The sequence below is a fragment of the Pseudoalteromonas phenolica genome, from assembly GCF_005876835.1.
Lineage (GTDB): Bacteria > Pseudomonadota > Gammaproteobacteria > Enterobacterales > Alteromonadaceae > Pseudoalteromonas > Pseudoalteromonas phenolica_B.
The window spans coordinates 66,411-82,384 of the sequence record NZ_PPSW01000008.1 but is presented as its reverse complement, the minus strand read 5'-3'; the positions used below and the strand labels follow the sequence as shown (position 1 = coordinate 82,384).

14 protein-coding genes are annotated in these 15,974 nt (G+C 43.7%); 3 read left to right on the top strand and 11 right to left on the bottom strand.

Annotated features, from left to right (window positions below):
* Nucleotides 1-17 precede the first annotated feature (17 nt).
* Genes C1E24_RS06210 through C1E24_RS06190 form a run of 5 tightly spaced genes read right to left on the bottom strand, consistent with a single transcriptional unit; the run spans nt 18 to nt 4,181 of the window.
* On the bottom strand, nt 18-794 hold the full coding sequence (locus C1E24_RS06210) for a YggN family protein (protein ID WP_431188318.1): 777 nt from the start codon (nt 792-794) through the stop codon (nt 18-20).
* Between the two features lie 55 nt (nt 795-849).
* Nucleotides 850-1,407, bottom strand: coding sequence for a DUF1566 domain-containing protein (locus C1E24_RS06205; protein WP_138479769.1), 558 nt, complete (start codon nt 1,405-1,407; stop codon nt 850-852).
* Nucleotides 1,397-3,094 (bottom strand): DUF1566 domain-containing protein, encoded by a 1,698-nt coding sequence (locus tag C1E24_RS06200; RefSeq protein WP_138479767.1) that lies wholly within the window; start codon nt 3,092-3,094, stop codon nt 1,397-1,399. Before C1E24_RS06200 ends, C1E24_RS06205 begins: the two co-directional genes overlap by 11 nt.
* A 17-nt stretch (nt 3,095-3,111) precedes the next feature.
* Nucleotides 3,112-3,444, bottom strand: a complete 333-nt coding sequence (locus C1E24_RS06195) for a hypothetical protein (RefSeq protein ID WP_138479765.1) — start codon at nt 3,442-3,444, stop codon at nt 3,112-3,114.
* A complete protein-coding gene (locus C1E24_RS06190) occupies nt 3,441-4,181 on the bottom strand; it encodes a DUF2982 domain-containing protein (RefSeq protein ID WP_138479763.1) in 741 nt (246 codons plus the stop codon). The genes C1E24_RS06195 and C1E24_RS06190 overlap by 4 nt, the downstream gene beginning before the upstream one ends.
* Nucleotides 4,182-4,418: 237 nt before the next feature.
* Here C1E24_RS06190 and C1E24_RS06185 point away from each other — a divergent pair, with 237 nt between their 5' ends.
* From C1E24_RS06185 to msrA, 3 genes are read left to right on the top strand one after another with little or no spacing between them, the layout of a single operon-like run.
* A complete protein-coding gene (locus C1E24_RS06185; RefSeq protein WP_138479761.1) occupies nt 4,419-5,474 on the top strand; it encodes an efflux RND transporter periplasmic adaptor subunit in 1,056 nt (351 codons plus the stop codon).
* Nucleotides 5,475-5,478: 4 nt separating this feature from the next.
* A complete protein-coding gene (locus tag C1E24_RS06180) occupies nt 5,479-8,580 on the top strand; it encodes an efflux RND transporter permease subunit (RefSeq protein ID WP_138479759.1) in 3,102 nt (1,033 codons plus the stop codon).
* On the top strand, nt 8,570-9,106 hold the full coding sequence (gene msrA / locus C1E24_RS06175; protein ID WP_431188317.1) for a peptide-methionine (S)-S-oxide reductase MsrA: 537 nt from the start codon (nt 8,570-8,572) through the stop codon (nt 9,104-9,106). The genes C1E24_RS06180 and msrA overlap by 11 nt, the downstream gene beginning before the upstream one ends.
* Before the next feature lie 70 nt (nt 9,107-9,176).
* Here the strand turns inward: msrA and der are convergent, their stop codons facing one another.
* The 6 genes from der to C1E24_RS06145 all read right to left on the bottom strand — a co-directional run bounded on the left by der (nt 9,177) and on the right by C1E24_RS06145 (nt 15,973).
* The gene (der, locus tag C1E24_RS06170; protein ID WP_138479755.1) at nt 9,177-10,658 is read right to left on the bottom strand and encodes a ribosome biogenesis GTPase Der; all 1,482 of its coding nucleotides are present in this window, start codon (nt 10,656-10,658) and stop codon (nt 9,177-9,179) included.
* A 74-nt stretch (nt 10,659-10,732) separates the two neighbouring features.
* A complete protein-coding gene (gene bamB / locus C1E24_RS06165; RefSeq protein WP_138479753.1) occupies nt 10,733-11,908 on the bottom strand; it encodes an outer membrane protein assembly factor BamB in 1,176 nt (391 codons plus the stop codon).
* Nucleotides 11,909-11,919: 11 nt separating this feature from the next.
* Nucleotides 11,920-12,540, bottom strand: a complete 621-nt coding sequence (locus C1E24_RS06160) for a YfgM family protein (protein WP_138479751.1) — start codon at nt 12,538-12,540, stop codon at nt 11,920-11,922.
* Between the two features lie 9 nt (nt 12,541-12,549).
* Nucleotides 12,550-13,827 carry a histidine--tRNA ligase gene (gene hisS / locus C1E24_RS06155; protein ID WP_138479749.1) on the bottom strand — a complete coding sequence of 426 codons (1,278 nt, stop codon included), beginning with the start codon at nt 13,825-13,827 and terminating at the stop codon, nt 12,550-12,552.
* Nucleotides 13,828-13,985: 158 nt separating this feature from the next.
* Nucleotides 13,986-15,104 (bottom strand): flavodoxin-dependent (E)-4-hydroxy-3-methylbut-2-enyl-diphosphate synthase, encoded by a 1,119-nt coding sequence (ispG, locus tag C1E24_RS06150; RefSeq protein ID WP_138479747.1) that lies wholly within the window; start codon nt 15,102-15,104, stop codon nt 13,986-13,988.
* 5 nt (nt 15,105-15,109) lie between these two features.
* Nucleotides 15,110-15,973, bottom strand: a complete 864-nt coding sequence (locus C1E24_RS06145) for a RodZ domain-containing protein (RefSeq protein WP_240721954.1) — start codon at nt 15,971-15,973, stop codon at nt 15,110-15,112.
* Nucleotide 15,974: the final 1 nt, after the last annotated feature.

The window sequence follows — 15,974 nt, the reverse complement described above, 5'->3', positions numbered from 1 at the left end:
TACACTATGTTGGCAGTTTATTTTGACGCTCTGATCCTAACTAAGTCATAGGCCTTTAAACTAGGCACAATGGCTTGTAAGCGCGCTTCTGTTTCATCTAGTGAGTTTAAGCACTCACAGTATTCTTCGGCTTTATCTTCAAGCTGTTTCGCTTTCTTTTTTAGAGATTTATCGATTTCTTTGGAGATGATCTCCATACGCTGGCCCATGTCTGTAATGCGATCTTCAATATTACCTTCGCGAGATTTAAAGGCATCTCCGAGTGACACTAGAATTGAGCCTAGTGAGCCATGAATTGCAGAATGGATCTTTTGACTGATCTCTTGAGTAAAGAAGTCGTCAATTTTAGACAGTGACTGAGGCGCGATAAAAAAGAAGTCATCTCCGCGTTTGAACTTGTCCATCAGCGCACGTTCGACATATTGCAGCTGAGTCTTTAATACTTCCGGCTCCTTGTCTGACATACCTTCGACAATTTGTTCAATGGCACTTAAACCTAGGTTTACACCATCTGTAGCAAGACTCACAAGCTCTGGAACCGTATCGCGTATGCCCAGTGCGTATTCTTTCAAGACCTTGGTTTCTTCATCACTGAGTTGAATATAGTAGCCTTTAATAAGCAACTGTTCGTCGTTATTGATTTGCACACGAGTTTGGCCTTTATCGACGATGCGGATCACTGAATCAGTGATGATCAGGCCATGATCAAGCTCAACATCACATTTATCACTGGCCCAAACTGAGCCAGTAAACAGCGTTGTTATTAACAGTGATTTAAACAAGTGTCGCAAAATAAAGCCCCATCAAATTAAGGCGCACAGATTAGCAAATTCTCTTATGAAGCTAAATCTATTTTGCGTAACGCACCAGCCTTAATCGACCAGTCTGCGTTTTTTTGAGATACCTGTTCTTGCCATCAGAGACTTGGAACGTCCAGGCATATTGAGGCTCAAGCGTCACCGTCGTGCTAGACCAGTAATCTCCCTCTTCACCACTGATTAATTCGTTACTAAAGAGAAATACACCTAGCTCAAGTTGAGGCAATGCAGGCGATGCACAACTGTGATCAATAATACTTGCAAGCTCTTTAATGTTAGGCACATGCCAGTCTGTAAAGCCTGCATGACTATTATCGTTAGCCTCTAATAGTGCTTGTTGCCAAGTAAGTTTCTGTGTACTGCCAATACAGGTTTTATTATCAGAATTATAATTAAGCCCAACTTCGCATTGTTGCCACATGAGACCCGTGCTTCTGTCTAATACGACACCTTCAGCCTCATCAATTTCAAAACGATCGCCTGGCTCAATAAAGCCAACCGGATTGGTGGCTTCACTAATGCATACTTGAGCTGAAGCACTTATGCTCATAAATAAGACCGGCAGTAATAAAGTGTATTTAGTTACCATTATTCGACACCTCTCTGACTAGTCGGATATAAGCCTTGGTAGACTGTTCTAATTCAACCGTTTCACCTGTCAGCATATCAAAAGCATACGCTTCAATTAGGTTAGAATTATTGGTTGCACCTTCAATACTTACCTGTGAAGTCCAGTAAAAGCTGTTGCTATTCCATTGAGAGTTAGCTATAGCAGGAAAGTAATTAGGGTCTAACACATAAGAGCTTCCTGATACTTCACCATAATTAAAGATGCCCATCAGCTCAGTGAAAGTCGGTAAGCGCCAGTTTCGACCTCCACAATAGTTTGTCGCGTTTACATCATCAATATACTGTTGTGTATCACAATAATTATTATTAGGGCATGTTGATACATTCGTCCCTCGCGTACCGTTCGGGTAATTCGTTAAAAACCAGGTATAGGTATTTCGTGTATCGCGCAGTGGTGTATTTGGAGGAGTCGCAGTGTTTGGCTGTTTTACCTCCCAAATCAGCCCTGTGTTGTTGTCTTTAACACAGCTAAAATTACTGGTTGAACTATCGATAATAGGTCTTGCATTCTCATCTAGCTTAGTAAAATCGAAAGATGCAAGGCCGGCACCTGTTTTTCCCTCATTCTGCACAAAGCTATCTCGGCCTTGCTCAGCGTCTTGCCTAGGGAAAACATCACTTTCACAGTCTATAACAGTTTCACTGTCAAAACAGCGTTGTTGACCCGTGTCGTTTAAGTTTTCGCCCACAGCCCGTCTTTGCACACTTACTTCCATACTGTCTTTGTCGGTAAAGCCGCCGGGCTCAGTCACCGTCACTTGAAACTTTAACTGCGAAGCGACATCGACATCTGGCGCGGTAAAAGTGGTTTGGCATAGGCTTGGGTCTGAAATTAAGTCGTCAAGCTGTGTATTAAGGCGCTCTAGTTGCTCCCATAAACAGCTATATTCTCCGGTAGATGATAAGCTTCCCGATGCATCTAACTGCCCTTTATCAAACTCAATCACTTTGATGTCTTCACCTGCATCAGCAAATACCACTTGCGCATTTTTGTATAAGGTCAGAGAAAACTCTGTACTACTCTGACCACCTTCATCATCGGTGAGTGTAAGTTTAAAACGAGCGGTTTCATTAGCTGATAATAGCGGATGTATAAAGCTGAGTGTCACTTGATCGTTGCGTTCAAACGTGAGCGTAGGGCCACTCACTTGTTGCCAAACATACTCAATGATTTTGCCGTTTTCATCAGGATCCGTTGATGATTCAGCACTGAGTGTTACTTCATCTTTGTATTGTAAAACATCCCTATCAGGTGCAATTTTCTCAATAAGAGGGAGAGGAAGTTGGTTTCTAGAACCTATAGCGATAGTCACCGTATCAGAAACTAATACACCACTTGGTGATAGGTACTCAACTTTAATCGTGGCTGAGGTGTCTGTTTTTACATCTGGTGCTGCAAGTTTTAGCTCTTTACCTTCTTGCGGAAACCCCTCCAAGGCGGGACCTTCCATCACTTGCCAAGTATATGTACCGCCAGCAGGTGAGCCTATGGCTGAAAGCGTAAACTCAGCTTTTTCTTCAACACTGAAGTCACTGCCAGCGTTAACACTGGCATTTTCAACGGTATCATTGGAGTCGGAGCTTCCACCGCCACACCCTAAAAGTAAAAAACTCGCTACAACACTTAGAGATGCTCGACGCAACATAGACGCTCCTAATAGAATTAGAGATAGCTATCTTGATGTATACGCACAAATAATTTTGTTCCGATTTTACTGTAATCGACTTTGTATTCGCGACCATCAAGCGCTTGGATAAACAACAAACGTTTTACTTCCCCAAAAACATCCGCACTTGCGACTTGAACAACTTCCAAATAACGCTCTTTACCTTCGCGTCGGTTTCTTGGCAGCTCTTCTTTAAATGGAATTAATCCATTTGCCGTTACTTTAATTTTCGGGTGTGCCTCACCATTTACAATTACTAGGTCGAGCTTCTTCTCTTTATGAATAATGGTATTACGACCACTTTTAATAAAGGCTCTATCTGTACTCATGAATCGTTCCTGTTACTTCTTGCAACGGTGGCCTGTTTATCTAGCAATTCTTGGACCACCATTTCTGGATTTAATTTCCAGTGGTTCAATAGGTTTGAAAAATCCCATATATCCCTGTCTAACACATTTGCAGGCAACAGCAAATGATAACCCGTCAACGTGTGTAAATGTTGCATCCGATTTGCGAACATGGCGATTAAACCGGTATAAGTTTGACCCGAGCCCGCTTGGAACTCACTTGGTTCAACAAGCCATTTTGATGGGCAGGAGCCGGATTTGCAATGCATTTTAACAGCTTGTAAAAAAATATGCCGCTGTTCAATTAATAATTTGCACGCTAATCGCGGGTGTAAGTCGTTTAAGAAGCTTGCTTCATCTTTGAGCTTTATCCCAACAGCATTCAATTCAACTTGTTCAAAGCCATCGCTTGCTATGGGAACCCCAATAGATGATATGTTAGATTTACCGACGCTCCACTCACCAACTTTATGATAGTAGGTAATTTTTCTATGATCCAATTGAAAACTATAGAAAGGCTCACGGCTTTTCAAAAAGCCTAAAATCACCGCCATAATCGCGGTAGCCACAAATACGATCTCGATAATGTTAATGGGCGTTGCCCTAAGTGTCACAAACAACATAACAATAGCGATGGCAACACCACCCACCAGCATAAACTCGATACTAAATCGGTTTGCAGAAGCCCTTAAAAAAACATGTTTCGTTGATTCAGCCATTGTAGAAACCAAAATAAAAGATGAACATCAAAACTGTCCAAACAACAAGTTTTCTAATTTTCTCACATCGTGGACACTTTTTATCTGGTTTCATCTTTACATCCATAAAATATAATCGGTACAAGCACATAACTAAGATTTAATTTTCGTTCAACACACAAATTAATACGACCATAATCATTTTTCGATCGTATAAAGCTTGTAAACTGAGCTCATCATTAGCAGTGGTCGAACAACATGTATAACAAGCAGTCAGGTAAAGTTCTTTTTCCCGTTTTAATTTTAATTCTAATCGCAATTAGTGGTTATTTTTATTTACCAGTAAGTCACAGTAAAACTGGACCTTCGTCTCGTCCTGCAACCCAAGTTGCTGCGCATACCGTCAATACTGACATAAAAAGTATCAATATTGATGCTGTAGGTACAGCACGAGCAAACCAAGCTATCAACATCATCAGTGCACAAAGTGATTATGTAGAAACGCTTACTTTCAAAGATGGGGAATTTGTAAAAGTGGGGCAAGTGCTTGCCACCCTTCGCGACAAACAAGAACGCTTAACCGTCAAAGAGCTGAAAATTAATTTAAAAGAGCAACAGCGTCAGCTAAAGCGCTTACAGGAACTTGCTCGATCTCAATCAGCAGCGCAGTCTCAATTAGAAGAGCAAGCTTCTGAGGTAGATGCTCTGCAAACAAAACTCGCCAATGCTGAGTCAAAACTGCAGGAGATGGTTATAAAAGCTCCATTTTCAGGTGTTTTAGGCAAGCGTTTAGTCGATATAGGTAGCTTCGTAAATAGTAACACCCCCTTCACCACTTTAGATGATATCAGCGTTATCAAGGTTGATTTTCAGGTGCCTGAAAAATATTTGGCTCAATTGACCCAAGGTATGCTCGTCTCTGCAATTTCAGACGCTTACCCTAATGCACCGTTTACAGGTGAAGTGACGCATATTGAACCGCGTATCAACCAAGCGACACGCAGTGTATCTGTCACTGCGAGTTTTGAAAATGATGCCAACCTTTTACGCCCAGGTATGCTAATGCAAGTAGCACTGGAGCTAGGTCGTATTGAAGCGCTCATGGTGCCAGAGAAAAGCATTATTCCACGCCAAGATAACCATTTTGTGTATATCATCGATGCTGAAAATAAAGCACAGCAAGTCAAAGTCGAGTTACTTGAACGTTTTCATGGCTGGGTCGCCATTAAAAGTGGTTTAGAAGCGGGTCAGCAAGTGATCACCGAAGGCACCATTAAAATTCGTCCTGGCTCTTCAGTAACGACACAGGGGTGATCGAGTGAGAATTACAGATACTGCGGTAAAACGCCCCGTTTTTGCAATTGTAATCAACCTACTGTTACTTACATTCGGCATCGTGGCATTCACCATGTTGCCACTTCGAGAGTATCCAGATATTGAAACGCCAATCGTCAGTGTTTCTACAAGCTATACTGGCGCTTCAAGTGAAGTGGTAGAAACCAAGATAACGCAAGTGCTCGAAAATCGTATTTCAGGTATTGAAGGCATAAAAAGCATTACTTCATCCTCTCGCAATGGCCGATCAAACATCACCATTGAGTTCAATATTGACCGAGATATTGATGCGGCAGCAAATGACGTTCGCGAGCGGGTTTCACGTGCACTAGATAGGCTTCCAGAACAAGTTCGCCCGCCAGAGGTATCCAAGTCTAATTCAGATGAGAGCCCAATTGCTTGGTTTGTTCTCAACAGTACCTCCATGAACACACTAGAATTGTCTGACTACGCTCAGCGCTATATTGTTGATCGCCTTGCGGTGGTTGATGGTGTTTCTAACGTGCGCATTGGTGGTGAACGCCAATATGCCATGAAGATTTGGCTAGACAGAAAAGCCATGGCGGCGCGCGGCATTACGTCAAGCGATATAGAGCAGGTTTTACGCCGTGAAAACGTGGAACTCCCTGCAGGTGAAATTGAATCTTTTGATAGAGATTTTTCTGTACGTATCACCCGTAGCTACAAAACCCAAGAAGACTTCAATAACCTTGTCATTAAACGAGGCGAGCAAGGCTACTTAATTCGCCTTGGAGAAGTGGCTGATGTATTACTCGAAGCCGCTGACAACGAAAGTACCTTCCGCGGAAATGGCAAAAACATGGTCGGTATGGGTATTGTAAAGCAAGCCAAAGCCAACACCCTCGAAGTAGTCGATAATGCCCGTAAGGAACTAGAGAAAATTAAACGCAATCTGCCTGAAGGCACGACTATTCAGGATAGCTATGATTCTTCTATCTTCATCCGCGAATCAATTACCGAAGTTTATCGTACGCTTGCAATTGCTATGGGCCTAGTTGTCATTGTTATTTTTATCTTCTTAGGTAATATTCGTGCGACTTTAATCCCAGCAATCACTGTGCCCGTTGCACTTATCGCTACCTTTATGTTCTTACTCTCAATGGGTTATTCAATCAACTTACTCACTCTATTGGCTCTGGTATTAGCCATAGGTTTAGTCGTGGACGATGCCATTGTTATGCTCGAGAACATTTATCGCCGTATCGAGCTTGGTGAGCCGCCACTTTTAGCGGCATTTAGAGGCGCACGTGAGGTCGGTTTTGCCATCATAGCAACAACACTTGTACTCGTTTCTGTGTTTGTGCCCTTGGTGTTTATGGATGGCCGAATTGGCGCACTCTTTACTGAGTTTGCCATGGCAACCAGTGCCGCTGTGGTGTTTTCTAGTGTTACTGCATTAACTCTCTCTCCTGCTTTATGCTCTAAAGTACTTAAGCCTAGTAGTAGTGAAAGTCGCTTTACCCAGTGGATGGATAAACAATTTACTAAGCTCGAAAATGGTTACCGTAAAGTACTACAAGATAACTTAAACAGACGCTTCAGCTTGTTGGCTGTATTGGTTTTAGCAGGTTTTGCGACTTATACCCTCATGAAACAAATTCCATCTGAACTTACACCAAGAGAAGACCGCGGTACTTTCTTTGTGATGATGAATGGTCCTCAAGGCGCGAGTTACGAAAACAACGCTGAAAATATGGCAAAGATTGAAGAACGACTACTGCCATATGTAGAAGCGGGTGAGCTCAGCCGTGTGCTAGTGCGTGTTCCGGGTTGGGGTGGTCGTGGTGGTGTTGCCATCGTAGGTATGCCAGATTGGGACGAGCGTAAACGTTCAACTTGGCAGGTAATGGGAGAGATCAGTGGCAAGATGCGCGAAGTCACCGATGTGCGTGCTTTTGCCATTATGCGCCGAGGCATTGGCGGCGGCGGTCAGTCACGTCCTATCGAGTTTGTACTGCAAGGTAACGATTACGAAGAGCTAGTCGAATGGCGAGATAAAATCTTAGCCAAAGCTCGCCAGAACAAAGGGCTTGTGCGTTTAGATCATGATTACAAAGAAACCTTCCCACAGTTTTTGGTCAGCATTGATAAATTAAAAGCCGCAGACTTAGGTGTGTCGGTAAGTGATATTGGTCGCACCCTTGAAACCATGCTAGGTCAACGCCGCGTTACTACCTTTATTGACCGCGGTGAAGAATACGATGTGATTTTGAAAGGTACTAAAGCAGATTTTGCAGCACCTAATGACATTGCTGATATCTTTGTAAAGTCGCGTACAGGAGAATTGATCCCGCTAGATAGCTTAATCAGTGTGACTGAAGAAGCCACAGCCTCACGTTTAAATCGCTACAACCGTATGCGTGCTATCACCATCACTGCAAACCTTGCGGATGGGTATACCTTAGCTGAAGCATTAGATTTCTTAAACACGGTTGCTGCAGAAGAAAACCACATTGACGGCGCAGTTGATTACAAAGGTGAATCTAAGCTGTTTTATGAAGGTGAGTCGGCCATGACTTACGTATTCATACTCGCTTTAACTGTTACTTTCTTAGTCCTTGCCGCTCAGTTTGAAAGCTTTGTACACCCACTGGTGATCATGCTAACGGTACCGCTTGGGCTGGTTGGCGCTATGTACGGGTTATTTATCACCGACAGCAGCCTTAATATATACAGCCAAATCGGTATTGTGATGCTGATTGGTTTGAGTGCTAAAAATGGTATTCTCATTGTTGAGTTTGCTAACCAGTTACGCGACAAAGGCATCGAATTTGAGCAAGCTTTAGTTGATGCAGCCGTGCAACGCCTGCGCCCTATTATCATGACGTCACTGACGACGGTAATGAGTGCGATCCCGCTGGTATTTGCGACAGGCCCAGGCTCAGAAAGTCGCATGGTTATTGGTGTGGTTATTTTTGCAGGTGTAAGCGTGGCAACTATACTGACGCTATTTATTATTCCTTGCGCTTATTCATTACTGGCGCGTAAGACTCAATCACCTGAGTTCTTAAGCCAAAAAATTGCTGAACAAGCACGCGCTTTAGAGGAGAAAAATCATGGCTAACATTGCAACGGCAACCTTTGCCGGTGGCTGTTTCTGGTGTATTGATGCGGCGTTTCGCCGCGTCAAAGGCGTTCATAAAGTTGAATCTGGCTACATGGGGGGTCAAACCGATGATCCTACCTACAAAGATATCTGTACGGGCATGACCGGCCATGCTGAAGTGGTTCAGCTCAGCTTTGATGCTGATGTTATTAGCTACAGCCAGCTATTAGATATGTTCTTTACCTTGCACGACCCAACTCAATTAAACCGTCAAGGTAATGACGTGGGCACGCAATATCGTAGTGCAGTTTTCTATCACGATGACGCACAAGCTGAACTGACTGAGCAAGCCATCAAACAGTTGCAACCTCATTTAGCCGAGAAAATTGTCACTGAAGTAACGCCTGCGGTAACTTTCTACTCAGCTGAGCAGTATCACCAAGATTACTTTAACGAAAACCCAAATCAGGGTTATTGTAGTGTGGTTGTAGCCCCTAAAGTGGCAAAGTTTAGTCAAAAATATGCACACCTACTCGATGAGTAAATTTGCCTCTAATAAATAACAAAAAAGGAGCGTTAAGCTCCTTTTTTAATATCTACAATCCAGATAGGTATTAACTATCTTTATTACGACTCTCTTTAGAGAAAGCACGTAACTTACGCTTTTGCGATAAGGTCATCTTGTTGCTGCGACCTGCATATGGGTTATCACCTTCTTTAAATTCAATCTTAATCGGTGTGCCCATAACGCCAAGCGCTTTACGGTAGTAATTCATTAAGTAACGCTTGTAGCTGTCAGGTAAGTCATGTACCTGGTTACCGTGAATAACAATACGTGGCGGGTTGTAGCCACCTGCGTGCGCATACTTTAACTTCACACGACGACCACGTACTAGCGGCGGCTGGTGATCTGCTTGCGCCATGTCCATGATACGACGCAGCATTGCTGTACTAATACGCTTAGTCGCAGACTCATAGGCTTCGTCTACAGACTCAAATAAGTGACCTACACCCGTACCGTGTAGTGCCGAGATAAAGTGTAAACGAGCAAAATCGATGAAACCTAAACGACGGTCTAACTCAGTTTTGATACGCTCTTTCACATACTCGTCTAAGCCATCCCACTTATTGATGGCAATAACCAGTGAACGACCTGCATTTAACGTAAAGCCTAATAAGCTTAAGTCTTGATCAGAAATACCTTCACGCGCATCAACCACCAATAACACTACATTGGCATCTTCAATGGCTTTAAGCGTTTTGATCACTGAGAACTTTTCGACTACATCGCTGACTTTTTTACGCTTACGTACACCTGCTGTGTCGATCAGGACGTATTCTTTGTCATTGCGTGTCATCGGGATATATACAGAGTCACGTGTCGTGCCCGGCATATCGTAAACAATCACACGCTCTTCACCTAGAATACGGTTAGTAAGCGTAGATTTACCAACGTTAGGACGACCAATAATAGCTAATTTAACAGGCTTATCTTCAAAACCTGTTTTACCGTCTTCCAGCTTCTCGCCATCTTCACCTTCAAGATAAAGCTCAGCTAAGCTTTCGTCATCTTGCTCAAGTTCTTCAGCTTCGGCTGCAAGTTCTGCGATAACAGGCTGTAAAGTGTGATCTAATAACTGAGTAACACCACGACCATGCGCTGCCGCAATTTGGTGAACATCACCCAATGATAATTGATAAAACTCAGCACAATGAGAGTCTGCGTCAATGCCATCGGTTTTATTAGCAACGATAAAGCATTTTTTCTCTTGTTTACGTAAATGCTGCGCAATAGCCTGATCGGCTGCGTTCATACCTGCACGGGCATCTACTAAGAATAAAACAATATCCGCTTCTTCAATGGCCAGCAGAGATTGCTCTGCCATTTCGGTTTCAATCCCTTCTTCGCTTCCATCGATACCACCCGTATCAACAACGATAAACTCATAGCCATCATAATTCGCTTGGCCATATTTACGGTCGCGCGTTAGGCCAGGAAAGTCCGCTACTAACGCATCACGAGTGCGTGTTAAACGGTTAAAAAGAGTGGATTTACCCACATTAGGTCGCCCAACAAGAGCGATCACCGGAAGCATAGACTACCTCATCAATAAACAACAAAAGGCTTCGCAATGCGAAGCCTTGAAAAAATGCATTAATAAATTAATGGTTATGGAATTTTAACCGCGCTAACTTCACCGTCTCGGGTTATCACAATTAATTTATCTTCTGCTACAACAGGCTCTACATAAAAGCCTGAGCTATCAAAACTTTCTCGAGAAACTAGATCACCAGTTTGCTTATCTAACCAGTGCAAGTTACCTTCTTGATCACCTACAGCTAAATAATTACCAGCAACAGCCGGTGCTGTTAGATACCAGCCACGAAGACCTGACTGACTCCAGCGCTCAATACCTGAGTCTTTGTCTAACGCGTAAATAATGCCGTCACTGTCGACGACATAAATCACATTGGCTTCAATGCTCAAGTCGCGGTAACTGCTGTACTCACGTTTCCAAACTACATTACCACTGCGTACATCAACCGCTGCTAAGTTACCATTATAGGCGATAGCGTAAGCAAATGCGCCTACAACGATAGGTTTAGTATCAACATCCACTAAGCGCTCAAATTCAGAGGCACCTTTTGCAGTGGCAACTTCTGCGCTCCATGCCGAGTAACCATTTTCAGCGATTAAAACCGTTAACTTACCGCTTTCTTCACCGAACAACACACCACCATTTGCAGAGGTTGGAGAGCTCAAACCACGAAGCGTTAATGGAGGTACTTCTTGTTCATGGCGCCAGCGCTCTTCGCCTGTATCTGGGTGAAGTGCCAATAGTTTACCAGAGCCCAGATTTACATAAACAAGACCATCACCTGCTGCTGGAGACGATAATGCTTCACCCGGTACGGCTTTACGCCAAACGATCTCACCGCTTTCACGATCAAGTGCAATCACCTCACCATGCTCCGAGCCTATGTATAGTTTGCCATAAGCCTGTAAAATACCGCCCGACAATTTAGCACTGTCGTTGTCTGCCCAAGGCCAGAAATTGACGTTTTTACGAACATCTGTTTCCCATAGGGTCTTACCAGACTCAGTTGAAATTGCTTCGACTTCACCATTTCTCGCTGCCACAAATACAGTGTCTTTGTAGACAACAGGCGTTAAACGAGAGAAGTAATGCTCTACGCCATCACCCACACCGTTCGTCCAGTCAACTTGCGTTTCGAATTGGTTTACAATTTCAGGTAAAACAATTTCTTCTTCATCATCGTTCGATGAACAACCTAGCAAAGACGCCATACACAACGCCAATGTGGCCATACTTAGCTTTTTCATCGGAACTACTCCTAAGCTGCTGGCTGGGCTGTGGCTAAATTGTCCAACTTAATCTGTAGTAGGCTGTTATTGCCTTCTGTTGACTCAGCAAGCGCAGCTTCATATTCAGAGCGAGCGCTGTCTTTGTCGCCTTTTGCAAGGTATACATCACCTTTTACTTCCGCAACCTGTGCTTTAAAAGCCTCAGGTGTTGTTTGTGATAATGTTTTTAGCGCCGCATCATATTGTGTAAGCTGTGCTTGTACACGCGCTAAACGTAAGATGGCAGTGGCTTTTAGTTCTGGGTTTTGAACATTGTCTTGTAACCAAGTTAGTTTAGTCACCGCTGTTTCAAACTCTCCCTTTTCAACCGCTTCTTTAGCCGCAACAAATGCCGCCAACGCCGCATAATTTGAGTCACCATTTTCAGTAATGAATGAGTCAGACTTAGTCAGAACTTCACCACCTTCAACTAACTCGTTGTAAGCGTTTGAAGCAGCTTCAGCAGAGGTGATCTTGCTTTGGTTATAATATTTCCAACCGTATAAGCCACCAAGACCAATGACGATACCTAACGCAAGTGAAACGCCGTTTTCACGGAAAAATCGTTTTATTGCTTCTGCTTGTTGTTCTTCTGTTGAGTAAATTTCCATACAGTCCTCTTATACTGCTAAGTCTGCTAACAGTGTTTTTACCTCTTCTAGGCTCACTGTGACTTGTTCTTTTTCTTCTCGCAGATATTTCACGGTTACCTTGCCTTCAGCAAGTTCGCTTTCACCTAAAATTAGCGCAACTAGCGCGTCGCTCTTATCTGCACGTTTTAATTGTTTCTTGAAGTTACCGCCACCACAGTGCACTTGCACTCGTAGGCCTGTAACATCTGAACGTAATTGCTCTGCAATCACTGGCGCTTGAATACTTGCGGCATCGCCCATAGCTGCAACATACACGTCTGCATTACGGCGAATTTCACCCACGCTTTCTAACGCTTGAAGTAATAGAACTAAACGTTCCATACCCATTGCAAAACCAACCGCTGGGGTTGCTTTACCACCTAGCTGTTCAACCAGGCCGTCGTAACGACCACCAGCACATACCGTGCCTTGTGCACCTAGACTTTCCGTTACCCACTCAAATACAGTGCGGTTGTAGTAGTCTAAGCCACGTACTAGCTTTTCATTAACTTGGTATTCGACGCCTGCTGCGTCTAAACGTTCACATAAATTTGCAAAATGTGCTTTTGATTCTTCATCTAAGTGCTCAGATAGCTTAGGCGCATCTACTAAGATAGCCTGTACATCTGGATTTTTGCTGTCTAGCACACGCAGTGGATTTGAGTACATACGACGCTTAGAGTCTTCGTCTAATTTATCGATGTGCTGCTCTAAAAACGCCACCAGTGCATCACGGTACTCTGCACGCGCTTCATTTGAACCTAGAGAGTTCAGCTCGAGACGAACATGATCTGAAATACCAAATGCTTTCCACAAGCGCGCAGTAAGTAAAATCACTTCAGCATCGATATCAGCAGTCGCAATACCAAACGCTTCAAGGCCAAATTGGTGGAATTGACGGTAACGACCTTTTTGTGGACGCTCGTGACGGAACATAGGACCCATGTACCAAAGACGCTGCTCTTGGTTATACAATAAGCCGCCTTGGTTACCCGCACGTACACACACTGCCGTACCTTCAGGGCGCAGTGTTAAGCTATCGCCGTTACGATCTTCAAAGGTGTACATTTCTTTTTCAACGATATCGGTTACTTCACCAATAGAGCGTTTAAATAAGTCGGTAGATTCAACAATTGGGAAACGGATCTCTTGATAACCATAAGACGCCACCGTATCACGTAATACTGCTTCTACTTTCTGCCAAACTTGCGTATCACCTGGCAGACAATCGTTCATACCACGAACTGCCTGAATTTGTTTTGCCACTGAAAATCCTAAATCAATCTATTTGCTAAATGCGAGTGCCACACACAGTGCGCATTGTGGGTAAAGGAGTCAAGTATTATACCCAGCTCGCGTAAAACGTAAACGACAGAGCAAAAGATCTGCAGGATATTCTTTGCTCTGTCGGTAATTTTTAAAAATTATTCGACGATTTTGATGTCTATCGCCGGCTGTGCTTGCTTCTTAGCAACGAAATCGCGTACCTGCTCTTCAAGCTGCTCGACGATATTGTCGTTATCAATACGCATCTTTTGACGCTCACCATTGATATACAAACCAGAACGGCGGTTTGCACCAGCAAGACCGATGTCACTGATCAGTGCTTCACCAGGGCCATTCACAACACAGCCAATCACTGACACTGAAATTGGCTCAATGATGTCTTCAAGGCGCTCTTCAAGTTGATTCATGGTGTTGACCACATCGAATTCTTGACGAGAGCAGCTCGGGCAGGCAATAAAGTTGATACCACGAGAACGAATACGCAGTGATTTTAAAATATCAAAGCCCACTTTGATCTCTTGTACCGGATCGGCTGCTAACGAGACACGAAGGGTATCACCGATACCTTCAGCTAGTAACATACCTAGACCAACCGCTGATTTAACTGAGCCAGAGCGGAAGCCGCCCGCCTCTGTGATACCAAGGTGAAGAGGTTGATCAATTTCTTTTGCCAGTAAACGATACGCACCAACCGCTAAGAATACATCTGACGCTTTTACAGAGACTTTGAACTGGTCAAAGTTCAAACGCTGTAAGATTTCAACATGGCGCATCGCTGATTCAAGTAAAGCTTCAGGCGTTGGTTCACCATACTTTTCTTGTAAATCACGCTCTAAAGAGCCGCCATTCACACCGATACGAATTGGAATATTACGTTCACCCGCAGCATCTACCACGGCACGAATACGATCTTCACTGCCAATGTTTCCAGGATTAATACGTAAACAATCTGCGCCGTACTGCGCCACTTTTAGTGCGATACGGTAGTCAAAGTGAATATCGGTAACAAGTGGAATATCAACTTGCTCTTTAATGCTCTTGAAAGCTTCGGCTGCATCCATAGTTGGCACTGATACACGAACGATATCTGCTCCAGCATCTTGAATGGCGCGGATCTGCGCAACGGTCGCATCGATGTCCATGGTATTGGTGTTCGTCATTGACTGTACGGCAATTGGTGCGCCATCACCAATAGGCACGTCACCTACATAAATACGGGTCGACTTTCTACGTTTAATTGGAGATTCTGAAAACATGACGGTTACTCTGTTAAGGGTAATTTAAATTTAGCTGAACGATTGCGTGGCAATGATGATAAATCAACTGATTGACCATCTAGCTCTACATCAACCTGCTGATGACGGCCTAACACCACAGAAAACGGTGCAACGCCCTGCACTGTCATGGTGTATCCGGCTTTTTTAACGCCAAAAGCAATACGCTCTGATGAGGCATCAAAGATCTCTACCCAAGAATCGTCTTTGAAATGCATCACAATCGTATTTAAATCTGGTGTACTGCTTGTCTCTTCGACTGTTGCTTGTTCGGCTTCTACTACATCTAAAACTGGTTTGTCAGATTCGGCTTTTTCCATGGCAGGCTCAACCGCATCCTCAGCGATTAATACAACATCAGAAGGCGCATCGCTTTCTTCGCTGTTTTCTGTAACCGGCGCTTCGCTTTCAGGTACAGCGCTCTGTACTTCAGGCACGATAACATCATTTTCATTCGATGTGGTTTGCCAATACATAAAACCTGACGATCCTAACACTATGGCCAAGATCACATAGCTAACGAGCATTAAACGGCTATCATTGGCCTCTTTTTCTGTGCGACGTGAAAAGCTTTGCATACTTTTATTTTCAGCCACGCTTTCAGGTGCCTGAAACAGTGCCAAAGTTTGCGCTTGATCTAATTGCAATAGCGTACAGTAAGCCTTGATGTAGCCTTTAACGAAGGTGATTGGACCAAGTGACGTATAATCATCTTGCTCAAGTTTGGTGATATGCTTTGGGCTTAGCTTTAACCTATCCGCCACGGCTTCAATGGTTAAATTCGCATCTTTTCTTGCGCTTGCTAGTACTTGCCCCAAAGACGCTTGTTGCTCAGTTGATTCTGGGCTCATT

Excerpts from the sequence above, each read along its gene's own strand:
- C1E24_RS06205 (WP_138479769.1), bottom strand. The coding sequence starts at position 1,407 with ATGGTAACTAAATACACTTTATTACTGCCGGTCTTATTTATGAGCATA.
- C1E24_RS06200 (WP_138479767.1), bottom strand. The coding sequence starts at position 3,094 with ATGTTGCGTCGAGCATCTCTAAGTGTTGTAGCGAGTTTTTTACTTTTA.
- C1E24_RS06195 (WP_138479765.1), bottom strand. The coding sequence starts at position 3,444 with ATGAGTACAGATAGAGCCTTTATTAAAAGTGGTCGTAATACCATTATT.
- C1E24_RS06190 (WP_138479763.1), bottom strand. The coding sequence starts at position 4,181 with ATGGCTGAATCAACGAAACATGTTTTTTTAAGGGCTTCTGCAAACCGA.
- C1E24_RS06185 (WP_138479761.1), top strand. The coding sequence starts at position 4,419 with ATGTATAACAAGCAGTCAGGTAAAGTTCTTTTTCCCGTTTTAATTTTA.
- der (WP_138479755.1), bottom strand. The coding sequence starts at position 10,658 with ATGCTTCCGGTGATCGCTCTTGTTGGGCGACCTAATGTGGGTAAATCC.
- bamB (WP_138479753.1), bottom strand. The coding sequence starts at position 11,908 with ATGAAAAAGCTAAGTATGGCCACATTGGCGTTGTGTATGGCGTCTTTG.
- C1E24_RS06160 (WP_138479751.1), bottom strand. The coding sequence starts at position 12,540 with ATGGAAATTTACTCAACAGAAGAACAACAAGCAGAAGCAATAAAACGA.
- ispG (WP_138479747.1), bottom strand. The coding sequence starts at position 15,104 with ATGTTTTCAGAATCTCCAATTAAACGTAGAAAGTCGACCCGTATTTAT.
- C1E24_RS06145 (WP_240721954.1), bottom strand. The coding sequence starts at position 15,973 with ATGAGCCCAGAATCAACTGAGCAACAAGCGTCTTTGGGGCAAGTACTA.